Source organism: Brevundimonas faecalis (genome assembly GCF_040549405.1).
Taxonomy (GTDB): Bacteria; Pseudomonadota; Alphaproteobacteria; order Caulobacterales; family Caulobacteraceae; genus Brevundimonas; species Brevundimonas faecalis.
The window spans coordinates 688,849-715,504 of record NZ_JBEPTF010000001.1; the positions used below are offsets into that span (position 1 = coordinate 688,849).

The window sequence follows — 26,656 nt, forward strand, 5'->3', positions numbered from 1 at the left end:
TTCATCCCGGTGCGGTCGTGTCGGTCGCATCGCTGATCTTTGGGTACTTAGTGCTGTGGCGCAGAACTCCTGGGGCCTCTCCATCTAGGTGCCGGATGTAGCTGGAAAGCGCTTCGGCCACGTTGAAATCGACAGAAGAGCATTGGCTACAGCCAAAGCAAATCGTAATTGCCTGATCTACGGATGGTTCTTTGCATACTGCGCTTCGTATCTGATCGAGCGTGCAAGCGGCAATCATCCATCCAAAGAGCTGCTCCAGGCAGGCAACGCGATTGGAAGAAGCTTCGGTAGCAACGATAGCCATTGCTTTGATGGCGCGCTTATCTCCAGTGATAAGGAGTTCGTGCCCACGATGCGCCATTATAGCCAAAAGCTGGCTTTCTCCGCTATCAAGCTCAAGCCCTTGCATGGTTGCTTTCGCTTCCAGCGCAGCCGCCGCCTCCAATTCATTGTCACTCGGTTCTATTAGAGAGATCGAAGACAGGAGGTATTCTACGGCCCGCCTCGCGCGATCCCGATCGACGATCTTAGATGTACGATCAACGCGGTTGCAGATGACATATTTTCCAACCCCAAGCATTGAGGTTGATGACGCACCCGATCTGGTAGTTGCGAAAAACTCATCAACCAATGAGTAGCAAGATATTTTCAATGCCACATCATTATCCAAGAGAACCAAATCAGACATCCGAAATTGCCATGACTTTTTTTAGATAACATTGGGAATCAATGCTCAACTCATCCCATTCGAGTTCAGAGTTTGCTATGCCATTAACCTCCGGCCACGCTGGTATTGACCTCGAGTATATGAAGTTAAGAGCGGAGGTCGCGACGGCCCATAATCCGGTTTGGTATCCGACGCAAAGCGCCATAGTTCCAGGTTCAATGCGGTATTGAGCCGCTGCGCGCATAACGGCATTTGCTAGTGTTGGCGCGTTAAATTCTTTAAGGTTAGTCTTGATCTCGCGGTCCGCTCCCCCCGTCAGCAAGGTAAGGGCGAATTGATCGGCCTCTTTCTCTTGGTCATCGTCGCTGCTAGTCGATGCTGGGTCTTCTACGTCGACTAGAGCGGGCGCCCCCTTAAGGTGATCAAGCATCACGTGGCCCAGCTCATGCGCGAGCGTAAATGCGACTGGGGCAGGATACTGGGCGTCGCGGCCGAGCAAAATCGCAAATCTGTCGTCAACGCTGACGACCATCGCGTGCATGGATTTGGCCTCCATAGGGAACACTCGGAGGTATATTACCGGTATACCCAAGGCCCAACACGCAGATATTAGAGACTCCAAGTCTACGAACGCATTCGATGAAAGTATAGAGTCGCGTAGCTTATCGGCAGACACGTTGCGTATACCCGATCTCGGCGTGGCCCGTAATAGCAATCGACCGATTGATACGCCAAATGATGTTAGCGCAGATTTTTGGTGTTCGCTCGCAGCTGAGAGGTGTTTGAATTTGGCTTCGTCATTCCATATAAATTCAACGCGCTCGCCCAGCAGGGGGCGCGGGTCCAAGCCGAGGCGGCGAGCGAGCGCAAACCGCAACTCCGCGCGGCCAGAAGGCGATTTATCGGCGTCCTCTGTCCACCAAGATGGCCAAGCGGCTTCGATGGCGGCGCGGCTAAAGCCTGCCTTCCGCAGTCGATCTATGAGCTTCGCGTTTTCGTCGGCCACAGCATTCTTGTCCCCCTATGCTAGAATAGCATAGCATGGAGCGGTTGCTACAATAGCCGATCACTTGCTTCGGGCGATGCCTCGCGCTGGCCGTCGCGTCGAATCTTTTTAACAACCCTACACCATTCGGTGGGGTCAACTTCATCGACCGTCCCGAGCATTGAAAGCCTGGCTGAATCAAGGAGATCGGGATCGGTGAGACGGACCCAATAGCTTCCTGTTAGGCAGGCCACCATGTTGGCGGCATAGTCGGACGTTTCCTGCTCGACGGCGACGCGCCGCAACAATGCAGTGACCTGTGAAGCTCCCACACGCCCCCCCGCACTGCTTGCATTGCGGTATGCTTCGGGATCGAATGGTTTGTCGTGCCGAAGTTCCAGCGGCTTATCTGATCGGCATATCAGTGAGTAGTGAGAACGTTTGGGGCCAGTCCCGCTATCCGCCCGGCTCGTAATGAGGGCGTGGGCAGGCAATGGGCGGATCATGCCAAATGCGTCAATATACTGCCGCCAAACAAACGTCCGGGCGGGTGCGATATCGCTCGCTTTAGGCCGCGACTTCATGATCGAGAATATGGCAGGCACCTGCACCGCTGCGCGTGCCAATGCGTTCGTCGCCAGGGCTGGCGGATTTCCGACACCCCAAAAGAAGACGCCGTCGCCAGCCTGCCGCTCAACCTCTTTGCGCTTGATGATCGCGGCAAGTGCCTGCCCTGCTTCTGCCTGCATACGGGACCAGCAGACATAGCCATCTGCGCTGAAATTCAGAGGCTGGCTCGGGCCCGAAAATTTGGGCTCCAGACGGGCAATTATGTTCATGGTGCGGGCCTCATCCCAACCCTCTCGCACCTGAGGCGCAGCCCCTCAATGGGAACGCCTCAACGGGCAAGATTAAGCGTGGAGAAGAGTGTGAACGACTCGTTGGGCAGCCTGTGGACTGCCTGTGGAGAAGATGCGTAATTTGGCCTGTATTGTTGCGCCACTGATCCCTGAGAGTGTGGCAGGCGCTCCCGTCATTTCCGGACGTAGCCGCAGCTACGGTGGGTTAGAAGTAATAACCGCACCTCCTCAAACGAGCATGCGGCGGGGCCCCAAGAAATCCAAGGGCAGCTTCCCGGTCGGCTGTCAATGTTAGGTCCTCGAGCTAGATAGCCTCCCAACCCGGCAATCCCTGCAAGATGCGAGCGGCATTCTTCACCGGATTGATGTGGCCGTAGTGGTCCTCGATCATCTTCACTGACGTGCCCATCTGCTTTGACAGGAAATAGACATCCACGCCCTCCGTTAGCCGGAAGGTCGCGTAGGTGTGGCGGAAGCAATAGGTGGACCGGGGGGAGCCTGAGGCGCTGAGAAGCAGGCCTGCTTCTCTAAGGAGCGCTTCAATCTGATCCGCATAGAGAGTGGCTGCGGGATCACCCTTGCCGTTGACGAAGACGGCGCCCTCGGGCGCCGTCTCATTGGTTGTCAGGGAGCGAACTCGCTCCAGATAGTCAGCAACATTCCCTGCCGCGACCAGCTGGCGCGACTTGTCCTTCCCCCGCACTTGCAGAACGACCATGCGTCGGCCGTCTGCGTCGGTTCGGATCGCCACGTCCCTCCAGCGGAGGTTCTTGGCTTCGGCCGGACGCATGCCTGTGTTGCACATGATCAAAATGAAGTTGTAGGCGAGTTGTCGGTGCCATTCGAATTTCCTGGTTCTGGCGCGCTTGATCCAGCCACGCGCGAAGGTGTGGAGCTTGCGATACTCCTCAGGCGTGAACTCCTCCCGGCGCACCTTCGCTAGGGGCAACTTGCCCTTGTAGATATGGCTCTCCGGCACGAAGCGCTTGCCGACCGCGAAGGCGATGACGGAACGAAAGATAGACATCTCATAGCGGATGGTGGCGTCCGACACCGGCCGTCCGCCGCGACCCAGCCCATTCTGTCGGCGCCAGAGGGGATAGCCCAGGAAGTCGTCGTGCGAGACGTGGGCGATCTGCTTGGCGCCCACGTAACGATTGATCTGGGCACGAATGATGGACTCGACCACCTCCCAGCGATGGTGAGTGATCTCACCGGCCTCTGAGCGAGCCTGCTGATGGTCAGCGTACATCTTCGCGATCTGGGCGAAGGTCCGGTTGAACACCGGGACATCATGCTTCACGCGAAAGCGCAGGTCCGCGTCGGCGTCGAAGGCCGCCTCCTTGGCCGTGGTCACATCGGCGGTGCGGAGCGAGACCGTCTTGTACCGGTCGGAGCCCGGCACCTTGATGCGGCAGTACCAGTTGCGGTGCTGAACGTCCGCGCGGCGGAAGAGGATGAGGCCAGGCTTCAGCTCCTGGGGGTCTATCAAAAAGGCCATCGGGGCGGCTCCCTGTGCAGGGTCTGTGTCGCCTCAGGGCCTAAGTCCTTGACTCTCCATTGGCTGGATAGGCCTTGAGCAGGCCTTGAGCGTGGACAAATCTGAAGAGAAACAAACCCGTAACATCACCCCTTCTCCCCTTGTGGGAGAAGGTGGGCGCCGGAGGCGCTCGGATGAGGGGTGTGGGCGCGACGTTCAGAAGGGGGCGCGCGGCGAGAAGGTCTTAACTTCAAACCCCGCCGTCGACACCCCTCACCCGTCTCGCTGCGCGAGCCGCCTTATCCGCACCACGCCCCCGTGGGCTTGGCCAGTTCCGGCAGGTCCAGCGAAATCACACGGCGGCACTCGACGCAGCCGCCGCAGGCCCGGCCAGGGGGCGGTTCGGGAGGCGGTCGGTCTCGATTTCCGCTAGGGGCGGGAAGCGGACCTCGCCTAGGTGTTCGTGACAGGCCGCATCGACGCTAGCATTTGACCCATGTTGATCTAGCTATACCGTTCTCTGGCCGAAACGGAGCGGGGGTAACAGACATGATGAAGGTCGGCGCTCTACTATGTCCGGAAGCTAAGGCACGCCTTCCGAAAACACCTCTGGCGTGGTTCGTCACCTGCCTTCTTGGGCTTCTGGTTGCGGTGTTGTTTCTTGGCTCCTTGGCGTCTCTCTCCAACGGAGCCTCGTACCTCTGGTATCTTGCGTCAAAAGGGACGGTTTTCGATACCTGGAGCGTCCTGCACATCGTCTCGGCTGTCTTGGCGCTGATAGCCGTAGTGGGATCGGGCTTGGCGGCATGGCGGCTACGGATGGTGGCGGCCCTCCTCTTTGCGGCGCTGCCCGTGCCCGTTACATTCGTCATCGAAGGCAGTCGCTGCCACACGCCCGATGCATGCCAAGCCATGGGCTGGGCAGCCCTGCCTCCGAGCGCATTCGGCTGGCAGGTCCGCATCAGGTCCGTCACAGATCGGAACGAGGCGGAGCGGATCGCGTCTAGTGCGCTTTCACAAGCGAACTTCAAGGACGGCCCATTCCAAGCGAAGCGGTTTGATGACCATTGGATCGTTTCGACTATCGATGCCGACGGCTGGCCCGGCGCGCACGCCGTGAGGATCGACACCCGAACGGCGCAGACGGCCTTGGTGCCCTGCCCAGAGGACAGGATCCAGTGCGGTATGGAAAGACCAACAGTCTCGGACGGCCAGCACGTATATCGAAACGCCCAGCTTGGCCTGAGTGCGGTTTTTCCGGTGTCCAGCGCGGTCTGTACGGCGAGAAGCGATGACGGAGAGCCGCGCGGTTTCTATGCCATGGTGCGCGCACCTGGCATACCGTGCGAGACGCTTGATCAGTCTCGTCAGATGGGCGTCGAAGTCGCACGGTGGCGTCGGAATGGATGCCCGGTGGTCGAGGCGCCATCCGTGCCGTGGCGTCCCCTGTCTCCGGAAACGTCGAAGCTGTTTAGAAGCCAAAAGCCGACGCTGGGAGGCTTCCCATCAGTGGCGTGCGAATTGCGCGAGGGGGATCAGGTCGAGATCACCGTCTATGCTTCCACTGGATCAGGCTCCAATCCTGGCGCGACTTACGAGGGGTACGTCGTGACCACGACTTCGCGCCTTGTCGAAGACATTCGATCGTTCGAGCTCTTCCTCGAAAATGTGACCATCGGGGCCGCAGCCCGCGAGCAGACCGACTGAATGTCCGCAACGGGTCGATTTCGGTCCTGGACCTTGGTCTCTAAAGCGGACGTCGGCCCTCAGGCCGGAAACCGGTCGCCGTCGATGTCGGCCAAGGGTCGGCGCGCCGACGCCTTCGGCGGCTTGAGCGCATCCTCCCACAAGGGGAGAAGGCCTCAGATCACCGCATACCGCGCGACGACCCCGTCCGGCTGGAAATCGTGCCGGGCCAGCCGGTCCAGGGAGGCGATCACCCGGCCGACGAAGTCCTCCAGGTCGCCCTCCTCGACGGCGGGGCGCAGCCAGTCGGTGACGACGGCGCGGGCCGGATAGGTCCCGACCGGGCCGGGGACGCTGAGCGCCACCTCCACCCCCTCGGCGATCCAGCCGGCGACGGTCGCGAAGAAGTCCACCCCCGCCAGGAAGTCGGACCGGCGCACCACATAGAGGGTGATCTCGCCCCGCTCGACCCCGTCCGGCCGGATGATGACCCCGCTCCGGTCCGGCCGCCAGTCGTCCGACAGCTCGACCGCCCGCCACAGACAGAACCAGACGCGGCAGGTCTGGGGCCGCACCTGGTGCACCGAACACCCCGCCCCGTCGACGCAATAGCCGCACAACTCCCCCGTGGGCTTGGCCAGTTCGGGCAGGTCCAGCGGAATCACGCGGCAGCACTCGACGCAGCCGCCGCAGGTCCGGTCGGGAAGAAGGGGCAGGGACATGGGCGGGGTTTAGCGCAAGGCGGCGAGGAATGCGCGGGGGACGGTTCGGGAGGCGAGGGGGCTGTTGGTGAAGGGAGGCGCCGCCGGTCGGACAGTGGACGCTTCCAGCTTCCGCTAAGGGCGGTTAGCGTACGTTGGCTGGGGCAACGTATCGAACTCAGTGGGGGGATCATGACCAATAAGCTATGCATCGCTCAGCGAGCAGTGAGTTTAGTCATCGCACTGTCGATGTCGGCCTGCGTCCCCTCGGTGTCATACACCCGTTCACTTCCAGATTCCGTTTCAGCGCATAAGGCCTTGGCGGCGGAGCGAAGTCTCAAGCACGGGCAGGCTCGCCTCTCCAGGCAGCGCGATCCTGACTTTACTGAACTTTCGTTTTGTTCAGCGGAGGGGAGCCGCGTCGTAATTCAATCTGTCAGAATCACCGACGCCGGGGTGTGCGGTCGGGAGGTGAGGTCCTCCGAAACGTCACTGCTAACCGAGCAGAGGTCAGAGCGCTGCTGGGCTTTCGAGGATATTTCAACGATCGGACAGCCGCGTGACGCCGTGGTTGTCGGATACTATCCCGTTAGGGGATACCTTCGCTGTCCGGCTGGCGACTAATCGATCATCCGAATATCGCCTATGGGTCGATTTCGGCCTTGGGCGCTGGCGTCGAAAGCCGACGTCGGCCGTCAGGCGGAAAGCGGTCGCCGCCGTCGTCCGCTATGGGGGGAGCGGCCTTGCGTGATCCGACCTGGAGCAGACATTCGAGACGTCACGCCCTATGAGCGGGCCGTTGATTTCCTGCCGGGACGGATTGCGGGATTGTAACTTGCGGCATGAGCGGCGGGGCCTAGCTTGGCCGTGAGGGCGACGAGTTCGCCGTGTCGCGAGTGTGTCGCTGTGAGCGCCTTTTCCCCAACGCAGTCCTCTGGTCGCATGGCGGGGCTCGCCTATCTGATCATCATTGTCGCCGGGCTGTTGGCGCAGGCGGCTATATTTCAGCCTCTGACGCAGGGCGGGTCCGCCGAGGCCCTTGCGGGCGCCATAGCGGCGAATGATCTGCTTTGGCGTCTGGGTATCGGGGTCAACGCCGTCGGGCTGATCGCCAATGTGCCGTTGGGCGTGATCCTCTACGGCTTCTTCAATCGTGTGAACCCGACGCTGGCGCGGTGCGCTCTGGCCTTCATCCTGATCTGCACGACGATAGAGGCGGGCAACCTGCTGCTCCTCTACATTCCTTTAGCGGTAGGGTCTGAGGTGGAGGGGCAGGCGCTGGCCTACCTCGCGATCCGTCTGCATACGGTCGGTCTGGGGCTGGCGCTGCTGTTCTTCGCCGGCTTCTGCATCCTGACAGGGGTTCTGATCGCCCTTTCACGCCTCGTGCCGAGGTCGCTGGGCGTGCTGATGATGCTGGCGGGGCTTTGCTACCTCCTGAACACGTCGGCGATGTTGGTCGCGCCAGACGTTTGGAGCGCTATCTCTCCCGCCATTCTGCTCCCTTGCCTGATCGCCGAGGCGTCGCTGGCGATATGGCTCCTTGTGAAGGGCGTGGGACGAGACATGACGACCGACGCCCGAAGCTGACGCTCTGCGAGTCCGCAATAGGTCGATTTCGGTCCTGGGCGTCGGCGCCGAAGGCGGACCTTGGCCCTGAGGCGAGGCATGTCGGCGATCGCGGCGCTGAACGCGTCCCGGATTTCGGCCTGATGAAGCGCCTTCAGGTCCTGTCCGAAACGCCACACGACGTCGGACGACCTCGGCCGCGAGGCGTCGTTCGGGTTGTCGGGATCAAGGTCGGTGATGTCCGGAGTCCAAGGCGCGCGCCGAGGTCCGCAAAGGGTGGAAAGAGGGCTTGATCGGTGTCAACCTTCGGCAATGCGCAACGCTCTGATCACCGTCTTTCTGGTTGCGTTGGCGAGTTGTTCTGAGCCATCGCCTGCGCCGGATATCGAACCAGCATCCGGCCGGACCGACGCCTCCTTTGATGTGGCTTACCAAGTTACGGAAGGCGGTTTCCAGGGCATGTACCTCTTCGCTGATCCTAAGACGGGTGAAACTTGGTCTGAGTACAGAGACGATCGAGAAGCCGTAGCCAAGGGCGGGTTCGGCGAGCCCCTGACCCCATGCAGCCGAGGGTCGATCCGTTGCTATCGGATGCGGAGCGGACAGCCGCTGTTGTCGTCGTTGCCGCCGCCCGATTTTTTGAACGGCGAGTTTCGTTATTCCTCCCGCCCCATGACCTATTGGACATGGCCGTGCACTGAGATCAGCGCCGTTTCCGAGCGAGGCGCGACGACAAGCGTGGTCTGCCCGGTTGTGGGTTTGGTGGCGTTTTCCATCGCCGCAACCGGCGGCCCTGGCTCGGTAGAGCGGTTTGAACTGAGGAGTTTTAATGGTCTCTTTGCTCAACGCTGAAGGGCCGCAACAGGCCGATTGCGGTCCTGGGCGTCGGCGCTGAAAGGGGGCGCTGGATTTCAGGCTCAGGCCTGGCGCGCGGGCTGATTTACGCAATGGGTCGCGGGCGAAGGCGCCGCGCCTTCAAACTCCTCCCCCGCTGCGCAGGGGAGGAGAGGAAGCGGCGCCCTAGACCCGCCCTTCGTCTGTAGCGTAGGCGCGCGCATTTGGACGGGCTGAAGAAACGTCCGCAAAGGGCCGTGAAGCGAAGTTCGCTGAAGGGTGGTTAGCGGAGGCTCGGCGGGAACTTGTCGGACCAAGCCTTCATCTGTTTCCGCATTCGGCCTGCGAGAATGACGACGATGGCCGAAGCGAGGGCTGCGGCGCCGCAGAACAGCGAGGCGGGCCTGTCCCCGCCGTACAGGAAGGCGGCGGCCAGAAAGGCTGAACCCGCGAGGATCAGCACTCCCGTAATCTGGAGCAGGCGAGAGGTGATCGAGTAGGCTTTGAGCATGCCCTCAGAGAAGGTGATTTCGCCGTCGTCCGCAACGGACGCCGCAGTGTTCACGCCTATCCCCTGACCGCCCTCAGCGATCCGGGGCGAAGAAGCGGGCGGGGGTGCGGCCCGTGGCCTTCTTGAACATGGTGATGAAGGCGGTGGTCGAGGCGTAGCCCAGGTCCTCGGCCGTGCGCTGGACCGAGGCGCCGCTCGCCAGTTCGCGCAGGGCGACCGCCAGGTGCAGCCGCTGTCGCCACCGGCCGAAGGTCATGCCCGTCTCCTGGAGCATCAGCCGGGTCAGGGCGCGTTCGCTGGCGCCGACCTCGCGCGCCCATTCGGCCTGGGTGCGCCGGTCGGCGGGGTCGGCCGTCAGGGCGGCCAGGATGCGTCCGACCTGGCGATGCTCCGAGCCCGGCAGGCCGAAATCCTCGCGCGGCATGACGGCGAGTTCGTCGAGCAGCACCTGCTCCAGCCGCTCGGCGCGCGCGTCGAACGGCGCGTCCTGCGGCCGGTCCGCCAGGTGGGCGATCATCTCCCGCACCATGGGCGAGACGGCCAGGGTGCAGCATCGGTCGGGCAGGGCGGCCGCGCCCGGCTCCACGAAGAGAAAGGCCAGGCGCGCGTTCGCCGTGGCCCGGTTGCTGTGGGCGACGCCGCCCGGAATCCAGACGCCCCGCCCGGCGGGCACGATCCAGGAGCCGCCGTCCGCCCGGCAGGTCACGGCCCCCTGCCGGGCGAAGACCAACTGGCCCTGGCGATGGCGGTGGACCGGTATCTCCTCGGCGTGATCGGCGATGTCGAGGCCCAGGGCGGCGATCCGTCGGCCCGTCCGGTCGGGATCGAAGCCGCCCACGGGATCGTCGCTGTCGCAGTTCAGATCCTTCATGTCCTTCATTTCCTTCATTGGCCGAATATAGCGATCAATCGACAAAATCGCGAAGTTCATGATGAGGGCGCGGCGCTAGGACAGGGACCCCTCCCCCAAAGGCTCCTCCCCATGAAGCGTTCGTCCGCCCCTTCCTCCCTCTACGCCAGGCCCCTGCTGCTCCTGGGCGTGCTGCTGATCGCCGCCAACCTGAGGGCGCCCATCACCGGCGTGGCGCCCCTGCTGGACATGATCCGCGACGGGCTGTCGCTCAGCGCGGCGGAGGCGGGCGGGCTGACGGCCCTGCCGCTGCTGGCCTTCGCCGTCGCCTCGCCCTTCTGCGTCCTGCTGGCGCGGGAGTACGGGCTGGAGCGTTGCCTGTTCGCGGCCTTGCTCCTGATCGCCGGGGGCGTCGGCCTCAGGGCGGCCGGATCGACCCCGGCCCTGTTCGGGGGCTCCCTCGCCATCGGCCTGGGCATAGCCGTGGCCAACGTCCTGCTGCCCAGCCTGCTGAAGCGCGACTGTCCCGACCGCATCGCCGGCCTGACCAGCGCCTACGCCCTGACGGCGGGGGCGGCGGCGGCCCTGGCCTCGGCCTTCGCCGTGCCGATCGCGACCCTGCCGGGGTCGAGCTGGAACTGGGCGCTGCTGGCCTTCCTGCCCGTGACCCTGACGGCCCTGGCGGTCTGGGCGCCCCAACTGCGGGCCTCGACGCCGCCGACCGCCGACGTCCCGACCCCGCCCCACGGCGACAGCGTCTGGCGCGCGCCCCTGGCCTGGCAGGTCACGGCCTTCTTCGGCCTGAACTCCCTCGTCTACTATGTGGTCGTGGCCTGGCTGCCGGCCATCCTGGCCGAGGCGGGCTATTCGGCCGCCGCCGCGGGCTCCCTGCACGGCGTCTCGCAGCTGGCGACGGCGGTTCCCGGCCTCTTCCTGGGCCTGTTGGTCGCCCGGATGAAGGACCAGCGGCTGATCGCCGCCCTGACGCCGCTGGCGACCGTGGCGGCGATGCTCGGCCTGATCGTCGCGCCGGGACTGGCCGTGGTCTGGGCCGCCCTGTTCGGCTTCGGCACGGGGGCGACCTTCATCCTGGCCCTGGCCTTCGTCAGCCTGAGGGCGAGTTCGGCCGGCCAGGCGGCGGCCCTGTCGGGCATGGCCCAGTCCGTGGGCTATGTCGTCGCCTCGGTCGCGCCCTCCCTGGTCGGCGTCCTGCACGAGACGACGGGCGGCTGGCGCCTGCCTCTGCTGCTGTGCGCGGCCGTCGGCCTGCTGATGGCCGGCTTCGGTTTCCGCGCCGGACGGGCGGTCCAGATCGGCTGAGGCGGCCCTTCGACGCCCCATGCCGCATCCCCGCTGAATTTCGTGGAGAATCCCTCTAGGGTCGCGCCATGCATGGGCGTTTCCCCATCCTCTATATCGCCGAGGCGGACGCCGAGGAGGCGGTCCTCTCCTCGGGCGTGCTCGCCCATCTGGTCGAGGCCGTTCCCCAGGCGACCTTCACCGTGGTCGGCTCTCCGGCCAGCGCGCCGCTGTTCGCCGACCTGCCGCGCCTGCAACGCCTGATCACCCTGGACCGCGACGGCCGCTGGGACTGGATCGCCTTGTGGAACCAGGTGCGGGAGACCCGCTGGGGCCTGGTGGTCGACATGCGCGGCTCGACCCTGTCGGGCAAGCTGCGGCGTCAGAAACGGGCGGTGAAGGACAAGCTCCTGCCCGACGTCCACCTGGTCGAACAGGCGGCGCGGGTGCTGCAACTGGACGAGATCCCGGCGCCCAAGCTGTTCGTGGGGCGCGACACGCAGGAGGCCGCCGACGCCCTGATCCCGCCGGGCGAGGGGCCCATCCTGGCCATCGGCCCCGGCGTCGACTGGATCGGCAAGCGCTGGCCGGCCGAGCGCTACGCCAAGGTCGCCGGGCCGCTTCTGGCCGAGGACGGCCCCCTGGCGGGCGGGCGGCTGATGATCGTGGGCGAGGACATCGACCGGGATTCGGCCCACACCATCCGCTTCGCCGTGGCCCGTCACCGGGTGATCGAACTGCAGGGCAGGCTGACGCGGCTGCAGACCGTGGCGGCCCTGTCCCGCGCCGACTTCTACCTGGGGGCGGACTCGCTGTGGACCCAACTGGCGGTCGCGGCGGGCGTGCCGGCCATCGGGGTGTTCGGCCCCTCGGACGAGGTGTTGCGCCGCCCCTGGACCGGCGCGGCCGTGCGCGGCCCGCGCAGCTTGCAGGAGTTCATCGACCTGGACCCCCGCCTGAACCAGCACATCCAGCACATGATGGACCTGCCCTATGAGCGGGTGCTGAAGGCGTCGCGCAAGCTGCTGGCGCAACTGGCCGAGTAGGTCTTCGGGGGTTGTCCCCCGGGCCGTCCGGCGCGCATAAGCGCACGACCTCAGGAGATGCGCCGATGACCCAGACCTATGACCTGATCGTGCGGGGCGGCGAAGTCGCCAACCACGCCGGACGCGGCAAGGCGGACGTCGGCGTCATCGACGGCCGCATCGCCTTCATCGGCGACCTGTCCCAGGCCTCGGCGGGCGAGGTGTTCGACGCGACCGGCCTGACCGTCCTGCCGGGCGTCATCGACACCCAAGTCCACTTCCGCGAACCCGGCCTGGAATGGAAGGAAGACCTGGAGACGGGCAGCCGCGCGGCCGCCCTGGGCGGCGTCGTCGCCGTGTTCGAGATGCCGAACACCAATCCCAACACCACCGACCCGACGACCATGGAGGACAAGCTGGCGCGGGCCAGGGACCGGATGTGGACGGACCACGCCTTCTACGTCGGCGGCACGCACGAGAACGCCGCGCACCTGGCGGAGCTGGAGCGCCTGCCGGGCTGCTGCGGGGTCAAGGTCTTCATGGGCGCCTCGACCGGCGACCTGCTGATCGCCGACGACGAGGGGGTGCGCAAGGTTCTGTCCAACGTGCGCCGCCGCGCCACCTTCCACTCCGAGGACGAATACCGCCTGGCCGACCGTCGCAACCTGGCCCGCACCGGCGACTGGACCAGCCATCCGGAAGTCCGCGACGCCGAAAGCGCCATCATGTCCACCCGCCGCCTGGTCGGTCTGGCCAAGGAGACCGGCGCCCGCATCCACGTCCTGCACGTCACGACGCGGGACGAGATGGAGTTCCTGCGCTTCCACAAGGACGTCGCCACGGTCGAGATCACGCCCCAGCACCTGACCCTGGTCGCGCCCGAGGCCTATGAGCGGCTCGGCGCCTATGCCCAGATGAACCCGCCGATCCGGTCGCAGGAGCATGTCGACGCCCTGTGGCTGTGGGGCATGCAGCAGGGCGTGGCCGACGTCCTCGGCTCGGACCACGCGCCGCACACCAAGGAAGAGAAGTCCAAGCCCTATCCGGCCTCGCCCTCGGGCATGCCGGGGGTGCAGACCCTGGTGCCGCTGATGCTGACCCATGTGGCGAACGGCCGTCTGTCGCTGGAACGCTTCATCGACCTGACCTCGGGCGGGGCGCAACGGGTGTTCGGCACGGCCAACAAGGGCCGGATGGCCGTCAGCTATGACGCCGATCTGACCATCGTCGATATGAAGGCGAAGAAGACCATCAGCCACGACCAGCAGGCGACGCGCTGCGGCTGGACCCCCTTCGACGGCTTCGAGGCGACGGGCTGGCCGGTGGCCACCATCGTGCGCGGCCGTGTGGTGATGAAGGACGGCGAACTGATCGGCCAGGCCCACGGCCGCCCGGTCCGCTTCCAGGAAACCCTGGCCGGGTGAGCGGCCCCAAGCCCCGGCTCGGCCTGATCGGCTTCGGCGCCTTCGGGCGGCTGACGGCCCGGCATCTGTCGCCCTGGTTCGACATCCTCGCCCATGATCCGGCGGCGGACGACGGCGAGGGGCTGGCGCGGCTGACGACGCTGGAAGACGCCGCCGCCTGCCCGACGGTGGTGCTGGCCGTGCCGGTCGGCGTCCTGTCCGAGACGGTCGCGGCGATCGCGCCCCATGTGACGCCCGGCGCCCTGATCCTGGATGTCGGCTCGGTGAAGGTGAAGCCGGCGCAGGTCATGCTGGACGGCCTGCCGGAAGGCGTCGCCGTCGTCGGGACCCATCCCCTGTTCGGCCCCCAGAGCGGCAAGGACGGCATCGCCGGCCTGCGCATCGCCGTCTGTCCGGTGCGCGGCGACCGGGCGGCCCGGCGCGTCGCCGCCTTCTGCCGCAAAGCGCTGGCGTTGAAGGTCTTCGTCGTGACGCCGGAGGATCACGACCGCGAGGCGGCGACGGTGCAGGGCCTGACCCACCTGATCGCCAAGGTCCTTCTGGCCATGGAGCCCCTGCCGACGCGGATGACCACGACCAGCTTCGAGCGGGTCATGCAGGGCGTCGACATGGTCCGCCACGACAGCGCGGCGGTGTTCCGCGCCATCGAGCACGACAACCCCTACGCCGCCGAGGTCCGCCGCCGCTTCTTCGACCTGGCCGAACAGGCGCGGGCCGAACTGGACGGCTGAGGCCGCCTCAGCCCCGGACCAGCCTCAGGAACTCCTCGCGGGTGCGGGGGTCTTCGCGGACCGTGCCCAGCAGGCAGCTGGTCGACAGGCTGGCGCCGGGGACGTCGACGCCGCGCATGGTCATGCAGCTGTGCTCGGCCTCGATGACCACGCCGACGCCGTGGGGGCGCAGGACCTCCTGGATGGCGTGGGCGATCTCGGAGGTCATCTTCTCCTGGATCTGCAGGCGACGCGCATAGCCGCGCACCACCCGGGCCAGCTTGGAGATGCCGACGACCCGGTCGGTCGGCAGATAGGCCACGTGCGCCTTGCCCACGACGGGCAGCATGTGGTGCTCGCAGAAGCTGACGAAGCGGATGTCCTTCAGCACGACCAGTTCGTCGTAGCCGCCGACCTCCTCGAAGGTCTTCTCCAGATAGTCGCGCGGCTCGACCTCATAGCCCTGGAACAGCTCGCGATAGGACTTGGCCACCCGCTTGGGCGTCTCGATCAGGCCCTCCCGCTCGGGATTGTCGCCCGCCCACCGGATCAGGGTGCGGACGGCGGCTTCGGCTTCTTCCTGGGAAACGGCGGGTTTGTGCGCGTGGTCGGTCATGGCTTGTCCATATAGCCGGACCAGCCGATCAATCCAGCCGTCTGATCAGTTGTCGTCCAAAACGAACCTTGCGCGCAGGCGGACGCCGGGGTGTCTGTCGTCGCTCAACAGGCTGGCCAGTTCGGCCGGAGCGGGCAGGTCGCGCCTGTGTCGGATCAGGGCGTCGGCGACTTCGAGGCGGACGGAGGCCGCTCGATCCCTGATCCCGGCGGCGATCCAACGCCGCCGGTCGGTCGGGATGCCGAGGGGGCGGCGGCCGTAGCGTCGAACCCTGCGCTTCACGCCGTAGGTCTTGTCGATCCAGACATGGGTGAAGCCTTCCGGCCATACGGCCTCGCCTTCGATCAGGAAGCGATAGGCGAGGGCGCGGACATTGGGCTGGGCGGCGTTGACGGCCAGGTGTTCAAGCCAGGGGTCGACGACCTCCGTGCGGCTGATCTCCGCGAGAAGGCGCAGGCCCGGGCCGGTCGGGGCGGTTGCGAGATGATCTACCAGAGCCTGCACGACGTCGGGGCGGGCAAGGGCGACGTCCAGTCGCAACAGGGCCTTGTCGCCGCGAGACCAGGCGTGGCGGCGGGGCAGGATCTCCATCGCCGCCTGGGCGAGCACGTCCGGAGGCGTCGCCCCCAGCAGCCGATCGGCGCATTCGATCGCGGCATAGCGCACCGGACCGGCCCAGTCGTTCAACCGCAGGGCAAGGGCGCAGACGACATAGGCGCTTCTGATCTCGGTCAGTTGATCGAGGGCGGCTTCCCGCACCCGGCCGTCCGCATGGCTGAGGAAGATCGGAGCGAGAGCCGGTTGAGCTTTCAACTGAGCCATGTCGTCGCCCGGCCCGACCTTCCGGTCCGACCCGACGAGACGGCGCAGCCAGCCGCCGACCCGGTCGTCGGGCAGATAGCGATAGCGATGGCGATAGAGGCGTCCGAGGTCGCGGACCTGCCGGTCGATCTCGACAAACCGGCCGAGATGGCTGTTCTCCAGCAGCGAGACGGCCCGGTCCACGAGGTCGGCGGACGGCCGTCTTTGGTCGAGCTGGTCCGCCAGCGCTTCGAGAAGGGCGGGAAGGTCGCCGGTCAGCGCCGGTTTCTGTCGATTCTCGCCCATATGGCGACGCTAGCATCGGCGTCGGCAGGGGACGAAGGGGTGTTTTCGAACACCCCGTCAGCCACCGTCCCGGCCGCCAGGAGCGGCCGGCGAGCCGATCCGGATCAGGGCAGGCGGACCAGCTCGACGCGGCGGTTGCGGGCGCGGCCTTCGTCGCTGTCGTTGCCGGCGACGGGCTTGTCGGCGCCGAAGCCCTTGGCTTGCAGGCGCTTGGCGTCGACGCCCTGGCGGACCAGGGCCGCGACCACGGCGCGGGCGCGTTCCTCGGACAGGGCGCGATTGCGGTCGGCGGCGCCCGTATTGTCGGTATGGCCTTCCACGGACAGGCGCAGGGCGGCCTCGTCCTTCAGAAGCTGGGCCATGGCGTCGATCTGGGGCCGCGAGGCGTCCAGGATGTCGGCCTTGTCCACCGCGAACTCGACCGGCACGGCCACGCGGCCGTCGGCGGCGATCTTGCGCGCCAGTTCGCCGGCGGGCAGCAGGCCGGCGGTCGGCGTCAGGGCCTTGGCCTCGACCACCGCCATCGAGCCCATCTGCGAGCCGGCATAGAGGTGAATCCAGACGGTGCGGTCCGCCTGACGGAGGACCCAGGTCTGCGACGGGTCGTTGTAGATGTCGCCGATGCCGTTCAGGGCCGCCAGCTGCACGGCCTCGGGCAGGGCGTGGGCGTCGGCGCTGGGAATCTGGCCGTCGAAGACGCGCACGGCGCCCGCCGTCTGCAGGGCGTGCTCCATGTTCCGCAGCAGCTCCAGCCGCGAGAAGGTCTTGCCGTCGTCGTTGGTGATCTGGGTCTGGTGAACGCGGCCCTCGACCATCTGGAACCGGGCGCCGGTCCAGAAGGGGAAGTCGGCGAAGGCCTGATCCTCGCTGTTCAGCGTCTTGTAGCCGTCCGGCAGGCGCAGATAGGGGAAGTCGCCCAGGGCGGCGGTCGACAGGGGAAGGGCGTTCACGTCGAAGGGGGCGGCCGCGGCGGGCGCGCCCTCGGCCGGGGCGGCTCCGGCCTCGGTCGCTTCAGGCGCCGCCTTGCGGTCGCAGGCGGCCAGCAGAGCCGTCGCGGCGACGATCGTCAGGACGGAGGCGAGACGCGGGAAGGGTTTCATGGGGGCCATCCTTCAGGCGGGACATCGAGGCGGTGCGGCCGTCCTCTAACCGGGGGCCTTATCAATCATGTGACGCGCCGCCGGACAACCGGACGGGATCAGAAGAACTCGTCCATCAGGCGATAGAATTCGATCCGGGCCGGATCGGGCTGCGCGCCGTAGCGGGCGTAGAAGGGCGCCAGCCACTGGGGGCCCAGGTCGGATTCGATCGTCCGCGCGGCCAGGGCCAGGTCCTGATGCCGGTCGGCGACGCCCAGGCGGCCGCAGTCGATATAGGCGGCCGGGCGCTCGCCCTCGACGACGAAGTTCGGGGTGCAGGCGTCGCCGTGGGTCACGACCAGGTCTTCTTCGGTCGGCGGGGCGCGGCGCAGGCGCTCCAGAAGCTGGGCGGGCGTCTCGTCGGTTCTGTCCTCGTAGAAGTCCTCCAGGTCGACGGCGTCGGCGGCGATGCGGGCGGCGGCCGCCTCCAGCCGTCGCGGCAGGCGATAGTCGAAGGGACAGTCGGCGACGGGCAGGGCGTGCAGCCGCCGCAGGGCGTCGGCCAGGCGAAGCACGCAGGCCCGCGGGTCCCGCTCGCCCGTCGCCGACAGGTCCTCGCCCGGGACGCGCGTCATCAGCAGCAGGTTGTGCGTCGGCGTCCGCCGGAAGACCCGGACCTCGGGGCAGGGCAGGCCCTGGCCGCCCAGCCAGGCCAGGCGTTCGGCCTCGTCCGGCAATTCCTCGACCTCAGCGCGCGGCTCGATCTTCAGCACCAGGGGCGGTCGCTCAAGACTTTCCAGGAACAGGACGGTCGCGCTGGACCGGCCGTTCCGGTCGGGAACGGAATCATAGCCTTCCAGCAGGGACGCCAGGTCGTCGGGCAACTCGGGCAGGTCGGTCATTCGCGGGCGCGCTCTGATATGGATCGGACAGGTCAGTTAGGCGCCGCCCGCCCGCCTTTCCAGCCGTGAATCCGCGCCGTGTCTAAACGACCTGTTAACCATCATCCCGGCATTTTCTGCCCAGTTCCCGGGAGTGGTCGATGAGCGGCGCCGAAGTTCTGGATGTGGGTCGTGACGCCATCTGGCTGACGATCCAGCTGTGCGCGCCCGTCCTGGTGGTCGGGCTGGTGGTCGGCGTCGGCATCGGCCTGTTCCAGGCCCTGACGCAGATCCAGGAACAGACCCTGATCTATGCGCCCAAGATCATCGCCATCTTCGTCTCCCTGCTGCTGTTCCTGCCGCTGATGGGCGCCCTCCTGGGCGGCTTCATGCGCGAGATCGCCGCCCGCATCGCCGGGATGTAGCGGTCGGATGGAGCCTTACGCCACCGCCGAACAGGTCTGGGCCGGCGGGCTGATCTTCGCGCGGGTCGGGGCCGTCATGATGATGCTGCCGGGCATAGGCGAGTCCTATGTGCCGCCGCGCGTGCGCCTGTCCCTGGCCCTGCTTCTGGCCCTGGTGCTCTGGCCCCTGGTGGGCGGGACGCTTCCGGCCCTGCCGCCGACCCTGGGCGGCATGGCGGGATGGATCATCCGCGAGGTCCTGACCGGCCTGGCCATCGGGGCCATCCTGCGCAGCTTCATGACCGCCCTGACCACGGCGGGCGAGATCGTCTCCGTCCAGACCACCCTGGGCTTCGCCCAGACGGCCAACCCCCTGGAGGCCCAGCCGGGTTCGACCCTGTCGGCCTTCCTGATGCTGCTGGGGGTGACGCTGATCTTCGCCACCGACACCCATCACCTCTTCATCGCCGGCCTGCTGGGCTCCTATGAGGCCATCGCCCCGGCCAAGCCCCTGATCGCGGGCGACTTCGCCGCCCTGGCCGTGCGCACCCTGGGGCAAAGCTTCATGCTGGGGGTCCAACTGGCCGCGCCGGTCCTGGTCTTCGCCCTGATCTTCAACCTGGCCTCGGGCCTGGTGGCGCGGGTCATGCCCGCCTTCCAGGTCTATTTCGCCGCCGCGCCGCTCAGCGTCATCCTGGGCCTGTCGATCTTCGCCCTCAGCCTCGGCGTGATGGGGACGGTCTTCATCGACAGATACCGCGCAGCCGCGCGGGTCTTCGCGGGAGGCGCCCTTGGCTGACGGCGCCGATCCCGAGTCGAAAACAGAAGAGGCCTCCCCACGCAAACTCGAGGAGGCGCGCAAGAAGGGCGACGTCGCCAAGTCCCAGGACGTGGCCGGGGCACTGTCCCTGGCGGGGGCGGCGGCGGTCCTGCTGATCGGCGGCGGCCATTTCTCGCAGCAGATGGCCGAGCATCTGGTCCCCTTCCTGGCCGAGCCCCACGCCATGCTGGGCGGGCTGGAGGCCGGCGCCGGGGTCGAGATCGGCATGCGCGCCGTATGGGCCGTCGTCCCCTTCCTGGCCGTCCTGACGCTGGCGGTCATCCTGGGCGGGGTGGGCGGCAACCTGGCCCAGTCGGGCTTCCTCTTCACCACCGAGAAGCTGAAGCCCAAGTGGTCGGCGGTGAACCCGCTGGAAGGCTTCAAGCGGATCTTCGGCCCGGACGGGATCGTCCAGTTCATCAAGACCTTCCTGAAGCTGGTGGCCATCGGCGCGGTCTGCTGGTGGGTGCTCAAGCCCCATGCGCGGGAGCTGGAGAACCTGGCCGCCATGAGCCCGGCGATGATCCTGCCCTTCTCGCGCGATCTGGCGGCGGCCCTGCTGATCTCGTCCCTGGTCTTCCTGGGCTTCACCGCCGGCGCCGACTACCTGTGGCAGAGGATGCGCTTCGCCAAGAAGATGCGGATGACCAAGGAGGAGATGAAAGAGGACTTCAAGCAGTCCGAGGGCGATCCCCACGTCAAGGCCAAGCTGCGCCAGATCCGGATGCAGCGCAGCCGCCAGCGCATGATGCAGGCCGTGCCGACCGCCACCGTCATCGTCACCAACCCGACCCACTATTCGGTCGCCCTGCGCTACGAACCGGACCAGGGCGACGGCGCCCCCGTCTGCGTGGCCAAGGGCGTCGACGCCCTGGCCCTGCGCATCCGCGAAGTGGCCAAGGAGCACGACGTGCCCATCGTCGAGAACGTGCCCCTGGCCCGCGCCCTCTATGCGGCGGTCGAGGTGGACGACATCATCCCCCGCGAACATTTCGAGGCCGCCGCCAGGATCATCGGCTTCGTCATGCAGAGCCGGAAACGCCGGTGAGGGCGGGGCGGCTTAAACTCCTCCCCCGCTTGCGGGGGAGGAGAAGAGGGGCGTTAGGGCGCGGACACGGGGGCCGCTATGCTGACCGTCACTGATTCGCGCGGGCGAGACGCCATGACTGCTCCCAGGATGAAGGCCGCGACGACGCGCCGGCCCACCTTCGACCCCCTGCTGGTGGTGATGGCCCTCGGCTTCGCCCTGGCGGTCGCGGCCATGGTCTATCCGGCCTTCCGGGCCAATGCCCTGACCGCGCCGGGGCTGATCCTGATCTTCGCGGCGGGGGCCACGGCCCTGATCTGGCTGTTCGCTTTCGGCCGGGCCGAGGTGCGGCGCGCCCACGGCGACACGGCGGTCGAGATGCTGGACGCCATGGCCGAGCCCGCCGCCCTGGTCTGGCCGTCCGGTCAGGTCCTGGCCTACAACGGCGCCTGGGCCGAGGAGAACGGCGCCGTCACCGCCCTGCCGCGCGGCAAGTCGGCCCAGGCCCTCTACATGGCCTTCGCCCAGGCGCGCGAGGGCCATCAGGGCCGCGCCATCGTCCAGATCGGCGCGCGCGAGAAGGAGGTCCTGATCGGCGAGGCGGGGCAGGGGCGCTTCCTGGTCCGCGCCGCGCCCGACGCCGTCCTGCCCGTGCCCCAGGCCGCGCCGGTCGCCCCGGCGCGCGTCAACGGCGAAGCCCGGGCCATGGCCGCCGGCGCCCCCTTCGGTTCGGCCGTCATCGCCGGGGACGACCTGTTCTCGGGCCGGGCGGAGGAGCCCAACGCCGCCCTGTCCCTGCTGACCGGCCCGGCCGCCTCGGGCGACGCCGCCTTCGGCCATCTGTTCGACCCGACCGGCGTGGCCGAGGCCCGGCTCAAGCTGGAGGCGGGCTCATCCGGCCCGATCGAGCTGATCGCCCGCGCCCACCCGGACCGCAGCCTGCACCTCTATGTCGCGCCCGAGGGCCAGAAGCGCCGCGTCTGGCTGTTCGACGTCACCGGCCAGAAGTCGATGGAGCTGCAGCTCTCCCAGGCGCAGAAGATGCAGGCCGTGGGCCAGCTGGCGGGCGGTGTGGCCCACGACTTCAACAACCTGCTGACCGCCATCCAGCTTCAGCTCAGCGGCCTGCTGGAGCGGCACCCGGTCGGCGACCCCTCCTACGAGGGGCTGAACGAGATCCGGCAGACGGCCATCCGCGCCGCCGACCTGGTGCGCAAGCTGCTGGCCTTCTCGCGCAAGTCCACGGTGCGGCGCGAGCGTCTGGACCTGGGCGAACTGGTGGGCGAGTTCGCCGTCCTGCTGCGCCGCCTGCTGCGCGAGGACGTGCGGCTGGAGACCGACTACGGCCGCGACCTGCCCCTGGTCCTGGCCGACAAGAGCCAGCTGGAGACGGCGGTCATGAACCTGGCCGTCAACGCCCGCGACGCCATGCGCGGCGTGGTCGAGCCGGGGGCGGGCGTCGTCACCATCAAGACCCGCCGCCTGACCGGCGCCGAGGCCCAGGACCTGGGCTGGCGCGAGGCCCCGCAGGAGGTCGCCCTGATCGAGGTGTCGGACACCGGCCCCGGCGTGCCGCCCGAACTGCTGGACAAGATCTTCGAGCCCTTCTTCACCACCAAGGCGGTGAACGAGGGGACGGGCATGGGCCTGGCCACCGTCTACGGCATCGCCCAGCAGGCGGGCGGCCACATCACCGTGTCCAACCTGGCCGGAGCCGGCGCCGCCTTCCGCATCTTCCTGCCCGCCGCCTCGGCCGAGGAACTGGTCGAGGCCCCGGTGGTCGAGAAGATCGTCAAGGCGCCGCGCGACCTGTCGGGCGCCGGCCGCATCCTGTTCGTCGAGGACGAGGCCGCCGTGCGCGGCATCGCCGCCCGCCTGCTGCGCCAGCGCGGCTATGAGGTGATCGAGGCCGCAGACGGCGAGGAGGCCCTGATCCTGGCCGAGGAATGGGCGGGCCAGATCGACATGCTGATCTCCGACGTCATCATGCCCGGCCTGGACGGCCCGTCCCTGCTGCGCAAGGCGCGGCCCTTCCTGGGCGACGCCCCGGTCATGTTCATCTCGGGCTATGCGGAAAGCGACTTCTCGGACCTGCTCCAGGACGAGACCGGCGTCTCCTTCCTGCCCAAGCCCCTGGACATCAAGACCCTGGCCGAACGCGTGAAGCAGGAACTCCACGCGGAATAACCCTCTTCTCCTCCCCTGCGCAGCGGGGGAGGGGGACCGCGCGTAAGCGTGGTGGAGGGGGCGAAGGATCGGGCGACGGTTTCCAGGTTCGGGCGGGGCTTCGGTGGAAGCTTGGCCGACGTCGGCGTCTGTGGTTTGCCCCCACCACCGCTCCGCGGTCCCCCTCCCCCGCAGGCGGGGGAGGAGTTGGGTCGGCGCTTCCTATCCTCCCCGCTAGCGGGGAGGGGGACCACCGAAGGTGGTGGAGGGGGCGGCGGGACGTGGAAAATTCTCGGCGCCTATGACGACCGACGTCGGCGTCGCCCCCTCCGTCTCGGTCGCTGCGCGTCCGATCCACCTCCCCATGAATGGGGAGGAAAAGCGTTAGACCTCCCTCGGGTCGAACGAGGGCGTCTCCGCGTCGCGGCGGTCGCGGACGATGTCGTGCAGGGTGTCGGCCAGGTCCAGCAGGTGGGCGCGGGTCAGGCGCGGGGCGAGCTCCAGCAGCTGGAGGCGCAGCACCTCCACCTCCTCGTCGGTCAGCACCGTCGCGCTGCGGGGCGCGCGATCATGGGGCGTGCGGTCGGGCACGAAGACCTCCTGCGCCGCGTTTGCGGCGTTGGAACGATCCTGAAGAACGGTTTTTCCCCTTCCCCCGTTCCCATTTGGGAAAAACTGAAGGAAGTCGGCCTTTAAGGCTTGGGTCTTTCGTTCGCGGCCCTAGATAGGGGGCAGACGATTCAAAACCCCGAAGAGGAAGCTCCCATGGCCTTCACCCTGCCCCCGCTGCCCTACGCCTACGACGCGCTGGAACCGGCCATCGACAAGGAGACGATGACCTTCCACCACGACAAGCACCACCAGACCTATGTCGACAACCTGAACAAGGCCGTGGACGCCGACGCCTCCCTGCAGGGCAAGTCGCTGGAAGAGCTGTTCGCGACCATGTCCAAGCTGCCGAAGGCCGTGCGCAACAACGGCGGCGGTCACTGGAACCACAGCCTGTTCTGGGAACTGCTGGCGCCGCAGGGCCAGACGGGCGAGCCCTCGGCCGAGCTGGCCGCCAAGATCGACGCCGAACTGGGCGGTCTGGACAAGTTCAAGGCCGACTTCGACGCCGCCGGCGCCGGTCAGTTCGGTTCGGGCTGGGCCTGGCTGATCCTCCAGGACGGCAAGCTCAAGGTCACCTCGACCCCGAACCAGGACAACCCGCTGATGGACCTGGCCGACGAGAAGGGCGCCGTCCTGCTCGCCGCCGACGTCTGGGAGCACGCCTACTACCTCAAGTACCAGAACCGCCGCGTGGACTACCTGAAGGCCTTCTGGTCCGTGGTGAACTGGAACAAGGTCAACGAACTGTACGAAGCCGCCAAGGGCTGATGCAGACCACGCCCCGCCGGACCGCCGGCGGGGCGTTTTTCTTTTCGGGGAGCCTTCCATGACGCCGACCTTCAAACTGGCCGCCGCCGGCCTGACCCTGGCGGCCCTGATCGGCGCGGCGGGCTGCCAGCGTCCGGCCGAGCCGTCGGGCGAGACCGCATCGCCGTCCGACGCCGCGCCCGCTGCGGCTTCGGCCGACGTCCATCCCTTCACGGTCGGCGCCCTCCGACTCGCGGCCCTGCGGGACGGCGAACTGGTCGTGCCGATCGCCGAAAGTCCCTGGGTCGAGGCGGGCGCCCCCGCCGCCGAGGTGTCGGGCCTGCTGACCGCCGCCGGCGCGCCGGCCGACGCCGTCCACCTGTCGGTCCAGCCGCTGCTGGTGCGCGACGGGGATCGCGTGGTGCTGCTCGACGCCGGGGCCGGCGGCCAGATGGGCACGGCCAACACCCTGGTCGCCTCGCTCCGCGCCGCGGGCGTCGAGCCGGAGCAGGTGACGGACGTGCTGATCTCCCACGCCCATGGCGACCACGTCGGCGGCCTGGTGAACGCCCAGGGCGCCCTGACCTTCCCCAAGGCCGTGATCCGCATGAGCGCGCCGGAGTGGACGGCCGCCCAGGCCGGGGCGGAAAAGGCGGGGGCGGGGCCCCTGATCGCCGCCATCGCGCCCAAGGTCGAAACCTTCCAGCCGGGCGCCCAGGCGACGCCTTCGATCCGCGCCGTCGCCCTCGACGGGCACATGCCGGGCCACACCGGCTATGAGATCGTGTCAGGAAGCGAGCGCCTGCTTTACTTCGGCGACGCCCTGCATAGCTCCATCATCTCGGTGCAGCGTCCGGACCTGGCCAATGTCTGGGACAGGGATCGGGCCGCCGCCGCCGCCGCCGCCACGCGCCGCGGCCTGCTGAATCGCGGCGCGACGGAGGGGCTGCGCTACTACGGCGTCCACTTCCCTTTCCCGGGCCTGGGCCGCGTCGAGCGCAAGGGCGAAGCCTACGTCTGGGTTCCCGAGGTCGCCGCCCCGCGCTGATCGCGTCCGCCGCGCTCGGCGTCGCCTAGTCCGTCTCCTCGGCCATAAGGGCCGCCAGCCGCGTCTCGCCGTCGGCGAGGGCGTCCGCCTGGAGGGCCTGGGGGTCCAGGACGCGGCCGTCCAGGATCACCCGGCGCAGGCGTCGGGTGTCGCGGACGTCGCGCGACGGGTCGCCGTCGACGACGACCAGGTCGGCGCGACGGCCGACGGCGATGCGGCCGATGTCGGGGCGCTTCAGGATGTCCGCCGCCGTTCCCGTCGCCGCCGACAGGGCCTGAAGCGGGGTCAGGCCCGCGCGCGTCATCAGCTCCAGTTCGAGGTGAAGGCCCCCGCCCGGCAGGTTGTAGGCGCCGGCGGGCGTATCCGATCCCGCGCCGACCCGGCCGCCCAGTTCGGCCAGGCGCAGGGTCACGGCCGCGCCGATGCGGGCGTCCAGCCTGGCCTTGCCGTTATGGGCCGGGTCGCCGTGGAAATGCCCGTGCACGCCGCGCCACTGCTGCTCCAGCCCGTCGCGCACCGTCCCTGCGGCCTCGGCTAGGGGCAGGCCGGCCAGGGCTTCGCGGGGCGGGGCGTCGTCGGCGTTGAAATGAAAGACCGACAGGGTGGGGACCAGGGCCGTGTCCGACGCCAGCAGGGCGCGGGCCATCCGGTCGATCAGGACCGGGTCCAGGGTCTCGGCCTCCAGGTCGCCGCCCAGCCGTCGATAGGCCAGGGCCGCGCCGCCGACGTGCTCCAGACTGTCCAGGCCCAGGGCCGCCGCCTGCATCAGGTCGACCTCGGCGCCGTCGAGCCCCCGGGTCGAGGCCATGCCCAGGTCGGCCATGACCGGCAGGCCCTTCTCCCGCGCGCGCCGGACGGCGGCGGCGAAGGCGTCGGGCGGCAGGTGTTCGTACAGCTTGACCCAGTGGGCGCCGCCTGCGGCCAGGGCGTCGACGGCGGCGACGGCCTGGTCCGGCGTCTGGGCGATCAGCAGTTCTATTCCCTCCAGCGATGGCCCGTCGGCGGGCCGGGCGGGCGAGGGCGCGTCCGGGGCGGCCTCCGGATAGAAGCGCCTGATGATGCTCTTGTCCCCGTCCAGCATGGGGCCGGCCCAGACCAGGCGCGCGCGCGGCGCGGGCATGGCGTCCAGGGCGCGGACCATGGCCAGGTCGGTGTTGGCCGACCGCACCGTCGTCACCCCGGCCGCCAGGAACCAGCCGTAATAGTGCGGGCGCGGATGGGCGTGCAGGTCGATCAGGCCGGGCATGACGCTGCCCGCGCCCGCATCCACGACCTGGGCGCCGTCCGGGATCGGGCAGGCGGCCGCCGTCCCGACGCAGGCGATCATGCCGTCCACGGCCACGACCCGTCCCCCTTCGATCGGCGCGCCGCCGCCGCCGTCGATGATCCGGCCGGTGATCGCCAGGGCTGCCGGCGTCGTCGCCTCCCGCGCCTCGGCCTGTCCGCCCGCCAGGAGCGCCAGCGCCGCCGCCAGAATTGCGGTCGGGGCCGTTCCCGTGATCCTCTTCGCCATGCCGCGCCTGTTCCCCCGGATTCGCATCATGGCCC

At 67.6% G+C, this 26,656-nt stretch carries 26 protein-coding genes; 13 read left to right on the forward strand and 13 right to left on the reverse strand.

From position 1 onward, the window contains the following. Position 1: 1 nt before the first annotated feature. From ABIE19_RS03245 to ABIE19_RS03260, 4 genes are all read right to left on the reverse strand, one after another. Positions 2–688 (reverse strand): hypothetical protein, encoded by a 687-nt coding sequence (locus ABIE19_RS03245; RefSeq protein ID WP_354087682.1) that lies wholly within the window; start codon positions 686–688, stop codon positions 2–4. Beyond that, positions 681–1,673, reverse strand: coding sequence for an ImmA/IrrE family metallo-endopeptidase (locus tag ABIE19_RS17495; protein WP_435521127.1), 993 nt, complete (start codon positions 1,671–1,673; stop codon positions 681–683). The genes ABIE19_RS03245 and ABIE19_RS17495 overlap by 8 nt, the downstream gene beginning before the upstream one ends. Positions 1,674–1,720: 47 nt before the next feature. After that, positions 1,721–2,491 (reverse strand): hypothetical protein, encoded by a 771-nt coding sequence (locus ABIE19_RS03255; protein WP_354087683.1) that lies wholly within the window; start codon positions 2,489–2,491, stop codon positions 1,721–1,723. A 325-nt stretch (positions 2,492–2,816) separates the two neighbouring features. After that, positions 2,817–4,013, reverse strand: coding sequence for a tyrosine-type recombinase/integrase (locus ABIE19_RS03260; protein WP_354087684.1), 1,197 nt, complete (start codon positions 4,011–4,013; stop codon positions 2,817–2,819). Positions 4,014–4,541: 528 nt separating this feature from the next. Here ABIE19_RS03260 and ABIE19_RS03265 point away from each other — a divergent pair. Beyond that, positions 4,542–5,699, forward strand: a complete 1,158-nt coding sequence (locus ABIE19_RS03265; RefSeq protein WP_354087685.1) for a hypothetical protein — start codon at positions 4,542–4,544, stop codon at positions 5,697–5,699. Between the two features lie 155 nt (positions 5,700–5,854). On the opposite strand, the gene ABIE19_RS03270 is transcribed toward ABIE19_RS03265, so the two are convergent. Beyond that, the gene (locus ABIE19_RS03270; protein WP_354087686.1) at positions 5,855–6,400 is read right to left on the reverse strand and encodes a hypothetical protein; all 546 of its coding nucleotides are present in this window, start codon (positions 6,398–6,400) and stop codon (positions 5,855–5,857) included. 885 nt (positions 6,401–7,285) lie between these two features. Between ABIE19_RS03270 and ABIE19_RS03275 the strand changes: the two genes are divergently transcribed. Both ABIE19_RS03275 and ABIE19_RS03280 read left to right on the forward strand, forming a co-directional pair. Further along, positions 7,286–7,969 carry a DUF4386 domain-containing protein gene (locus ABIE19_RS03275; RefSeq protein WP_354087687.1) on the forward strand — a complete coding sequence of 228 codons (684 nt, stop codon included), beginning with the start codon at positions 7,286–7,288 and terminating at the stop codon, positions 7,967–7,969. A 291-nt stretch (positions 7,970–8,260) separates the two neighbouring features. Continuing rightward, positions 8,261–8,800, forward strand: coding sequence for a hypothetical protein (locus tag ABIE19_RS03280; protein ID WP_354087688.1), 540 nt, complete (start codon positions 8,261–8,263; stop codon positions 8,798–8,800). A gap of 265 nt (positions 8,801–9,065) precedes the next feature. Here ABIE19_RS03280 and ABIE19_RS03285 read toward each other — a convergent pair whose 3' ends face one another. Together ABIE19_RS03285 and ABIE19_RS03290 are read right to left on the reverse strand one after the other, a co-directional pair. After that, positions 9,066–9,293, reverse strand: coding sequence for a hypothetical protein (locus tag ABIE19_RS03285; protein ID WP_354087689.1), 228 nt, complete (start codon positions 9,291–9,293; stop codon positions 9,066–9,068). Between the two features lie 73 nt (positions 9,294–9,366). After that, positions 9,367–10,164 (reverse strand): AraC family transcriptional regulator, encoded by a 798-nt coding sequence (locus ABIE19_RS03290; protein ID WP_354087690.1) that lies wholly within the window; start codon positions 10,162–10,164, stop codon positions 9,367–9,369. 111 nt (positions 10,165–10,275) lie between these two features. Between ABIE19_RS03290 and ABIE19_RS03295 the strand changes: the two genes are divergently transcribed. The 4 genes from ABIE19_RS03295 (at position 10,276) to ABIE19_RS03310 (ending at position 14,622) form a co-directional block, all read left to right on the forward strand. After that, a complete protein-coding gene (locus ABIE19_RS03295; RefSeq protein ID WP_354087691.1) occupies positions 10,276–11,463 on the forward strand; it encodes an MFS transporter in 1,188 nt (395 codons plus the stop codon). 68 nt (positions 11,464–11,531) lie between these two features. Next, positions 11,532–12,488, forward strand: coding sequence for a glycosyltransferase family 9 protein (locus tag ABIE19_RS03300; RefSeq protein ID WP_354087692.1), 957 nt, complete (start codon positions 11,532–11,534; stop codon positions 12,486–12,488). 65 nt (positions 12,489–12,553) lie between these two features. Continuing rightward, positions 12,554–13,891 (forward strand): dihydroorotase, encoded by a 1,338-nt coding sequence (locus ABIE19_RS03305; RefSeq protein WP_354087693.1) that lies wholly within the window; start codon positions 12,554–12,556, stop codon positions 13,889–13,891. After that, on the forward strand, positions 13,888–14,622 hold the full coding sequence (locus tag ABIE19_RS03310) for a prephenate dehydrogenase/arogenate dehydrogenase family protein (protein ID WP_354087694.1): 735 nt from the start codon (positions 13,888–13,890) through the stop codon (positions 14,620–14,622). The genes ABIE19_RS03305 and ABIE19_RS03310 overlap by 4 nt, the downstream gene beginning before the upstream one ends. 7 nt (positions 14,623–14,629) lie before the next feature. Here ABIE19_RS03310 and folE read toward each other — a convergent pair whose 3' ends face one another. The 4 genes from folE to ABIE19_RS03330 all read right to left on the reverse strand — a co-directional run bounded on the left by folE (position 14,630) and on the right by ABIE19_RS03330 (position 18,305). Continuing rightward, on the reverse strand, positions 14,630–15,217 hold the full coding sequence (gene folE, locus ABIE19_RS03315) for a GTP cyclohydrolase I FolE (RefSeq protein WP_354087695.1): 588 nt from the start codon (positions 15,215–15,217) through the stop codon (positions 14,630–14,632). Between the two features lie 45 nt (positions 15,218–15,262). After that, positions 15,263–16,324 (reverse strand): hypothetical protein, encoded by a 1,062-nt coding sequence (locus tag ABIE19_RS03320; RefSeq protein WP_354087696.1) that lies wholly within the window; start codon positions 16,322–16,324, stop codon positions 15,263–15,265. Positions 16,325–16,428: 104 nt separating this feature from the next. Continuing rightward, complete coding sequence (locus ABIE19_RS03325) at positions 16,429–17,424, reverse strand: OmpA family protein (protein WP_354087697.1); 996 nt, start codon at positions 17,422–17,424, stop codon at positions 16,429–16,431. A gap of 98 nt (positions 17,425–17,522) precedes the next feature. Next, entirely contained in the window at positions 17,523–18,305 is a 783-nt protein-coding gene (locus tag ABIE19_RS03330) for an APH(3') family aminoglycoside O-phosphotransferase (protein WP_354087698.1), read from the reverse strand. 140 nt (positions 18,306–18,445) lie between these two features. Between ABIE19_RS03330 and fliQ the strand changes: the two genes are divergently transcribed. The 4 genes from fliQ (at position 18,446) to cckA (ending at position 22,722) form a co-directional block, all read left to right on the forward strand. Further along, on the forward strand, positions 18,446–18,709 hold the full coding sequence (gene fliQ, locus ABIE19_RS03335; RefSeq protein ID WP_354087699.1) for a flagellar biosynthesis protein FliQ: 264 nt from the start codon (positions 18,446–18,448) through the stop codon (positions 18,707–18,709). Positions 18,710–18,716: 7 nt separating this feature from the next. Continuing rightward, the gene (gene fliR / locus ABIE19_RS03340; RefSeq protein ID WP_354087700.1) at positions 18,717–19,487 is read left to right on the forward strand and encodes a flagellar biosynthetic protein FliR; all 771 of its coding nucleotides are present in this window, start codon (positions 18,717–18,719) and stop codon (positions 19,485–19,487) included. Further along, positions 19,480–20,556, forward strand: a complete 1,077-nt coding sequence (gene flhB / locus ABIE19_RS03345) for a flagellar biosynthesis protein FlhB (protein WP_354087701.1) — start codon at positions 19,480–19,482, stop codon at positions 20,554–20,556. The genes fliR and flhB overlap by 8 nt, the downstream gene beginning before the upstream one ends. A gap of 114 nt (positions 20,557–20,670) precedes the next feature. Then, complete coding sequence (cckA, locus tag ABIE19_RS03350; protein ID WP_354087702.1) at positions 20,671–22,722, forward strand: cell cycle histidine kinase CckA; 2,052 nt, start codon at positions 20,671–20,673, stop codon at positions 22,720–22,722. Positions 22,723–23,085: 363 nt separating this feature from the next. Here the strand turns inward: cckA and ABIE19_RS03355 are convergent, their stop codons facing one another. Beyond that, positions 23,086–23,292: a hypothetical protein gene (locus ABIE19_RS03355; RefSeq protein WP_354087703.1), complete on the reverse strand. Its 207-nt coding sequence runs from the start codon at positions 23,290–23,292 to the stop codon at positions 23,086–23,088. Between the two features lie 174 nt (positions 23,293–23,466). Here ABIE19_RS03355 and ABIE19_RS03360 point away from each other — a divergent pair, with 174 nt between their 5' ends. Then, a complete protein-coding gene (locus ABIE19_RS03360; RefSeq protein WP_354087704.1) occupies positions 23,467–24,081 on the forward strand; it encodes a superoxide dismutase in 615 nt (204 codons plus the stop codon). Positions 24,082–24,139: 58 nt separating this feature from the next. Next, the gene (locus ABIE19_RS03365; protein WP_354087705.1) at positions 24,140–25,108 is read left to right on the forward strand and encodes an MBL fold metallo-hydrolase; all 969 of its coding nucleotides are present in this window, start codon (positions 24,140–24,142) and stop codon (positions 25,106–25,108) included. Positions 25,109–25,133: 25 nt separating this feature from the next. On the opposite strand, the gene ABIE19_RS03370 is transcribed toward ABIE19_RS03365, so the two are convergent. Next, the gene (locus ABIE19_RS03370) at positions 25,134–26,621 is read right to left on the reverse strand and encodes an amidohydrolase family protein (protein WP_354087706.1); all 1,488 of its coding nucleotides are present in this window, start codon (positions 26,619–26,621) and stop codon (positions 25,134–25,136) included. Positions 26,622–26,656 lie beyond the last annotated feature (35 nt).

Bases quoted from the DNA above. Each gene is read 5' to 3' on its own strand.
- ABIE19_RS03295 (WP_354087691.1), top strand. From the start codon at position 10,276: ATGAAGCGTTCGTCCGCCCCTTCCTCCCTCTACGCCAGGCCCCTGCTG.
- fliQ (WP_354087699.1), top strand. From the start codon at position 18,446: ATGAGCGGCGCCGAAGTTCTGGATGTGGGTCGTGACGCCATCTGGCTG.
- ABIE19_RS03245 (WP_354087682.1), bottom strand. From the start codon at position 688: ATGTCTGATTTGGTTCTCTTGGATAATGATGTGGCATTGAAAATATCT.
- ABIE19_RS03255 (WP_354087683.1), bottom strand. From the start codon at position 2,491: ATGAACATAATTGCCCGTCTGGAGCCCAAATTTTCGGGCCCGAGCCAG.
- ABIE19_RS03370 (WP_354087706.1), bottom strand. From the start codon at position 26,621: ATGGCGAAGAGGATCACGGGAACGGCCCCGACCGCAATTCTGGCGGCG.
- ABIE19_RS03320 (WP_354087696.1), bottom strand. From the start codon at position 16,324: ATGGGCGAGAATCGACAGAAACCGGCGCTGACCGGCGACCTTCCCGCC.
- ABIE19_RS03305 (WP_354087693.1), top strand. From the start codon at position 12,554: ATGACCCAGACCTATGACCTGATCGTGCGGGGCGGCGAAGTCGCCAAC.
- ABIE19_RS03365 (WP_354087705.1), top strand. From the start codon at position 24,140: ATGACGCCGACCTTCAAACTGGCCGCCGCCGGCCTGACCCTGGCGGCC.
- ABIE19_RS03300 (WP_354087692.1), top strand. From the start codon at position 11,532: ATGCATGGGCGTTTCCCCATCCTCTATATCGCCGAGGCGGACGCCGAG.
- ABIE19_RS03290 (WP_354087690.1), bottom strand. From the start codon at position 10,164: ATGAAGGATCTGAACTGCGACAGCGACGATCCCGTGGGCGGCTTCGAT.
- cckA (WP_354087702.1), top strand. From the start codon at position 20,671: ATGACTGCTCCCAGGATGAAGGCCGCGACGACGCGCCGGCCCACCTTC.
- ABIE19_RS03265 (WP_354087685.1), top strand. From the start codon at position 4,542: ATGATGAAGGTCGGCGCTCTACTATGTCCGGAAGCTAAGGCACGCCTT.
- ABIE19_RS03280 (WP_354087688.1), top strand. From the start codon at position 8,261: ATGCGCAACGCTCTGATCACCGTCTTTCTGGTTGCGTTGGCGAGTTGT.
- ABIE19_RS03260 (WP_354087684.1), bottom strand. From the start codon at position 4,013: ATGGCCTTTTTGATAGACCCCCAGGAGCTGAAGCCTGGCCTCATCCTC.
- fliR (WP_354087700.1), top strand. From the start codon at position 18,717: ATGGAGCCTTACGCCACCGCCGAACAGGTCTGGGCCGGCGGGCTGATC.
- ABIE19_RS03325 (WP_354087697.1), bottom strand. From the start codon at position 17,424: ATGAAACCCTTCCCGCGTCTCGCCTCCGTCCTGACGATCGTCGCCGCG.
- ABIE19_RS03285 (WP_354087689.1), bottom strand. From the start codon at position 9,293: ATGCTCAAAGCCTACTCGATCACCTCTCGCCTGCTCCAGATTACGGGA.
- folE (WP_354087695.1), bottom strand. From the start codon at position 15,217: ATGACCGACCACGCGCACAAACCCGCCGTTTCCCAGGAAGAAGCCGAA.
- ABIE19_RS03270 (WP_354087686.1), bottom strand. From the start codon at position 6,400: ATGTCCCTGCCCCTTCTTCCCGACCGGACCTGCGGCGGCTGCGTCGAG.
- ABIE19_RS03330 (WP_354087698.1), bottom strand. From the start codon at position 18,305: ATGACCGACCTGCCCGAGTTGCCCGACGACCTGGCGTCCCTGCTGGAA.
- ABIE19_RS03360 (WP_354087704.1), top strand. From the start codon at position 23,467: ATGGCCTTCACCCTGCCCCCGCTGCCCTACGCCTACGACGCGCTGGAA.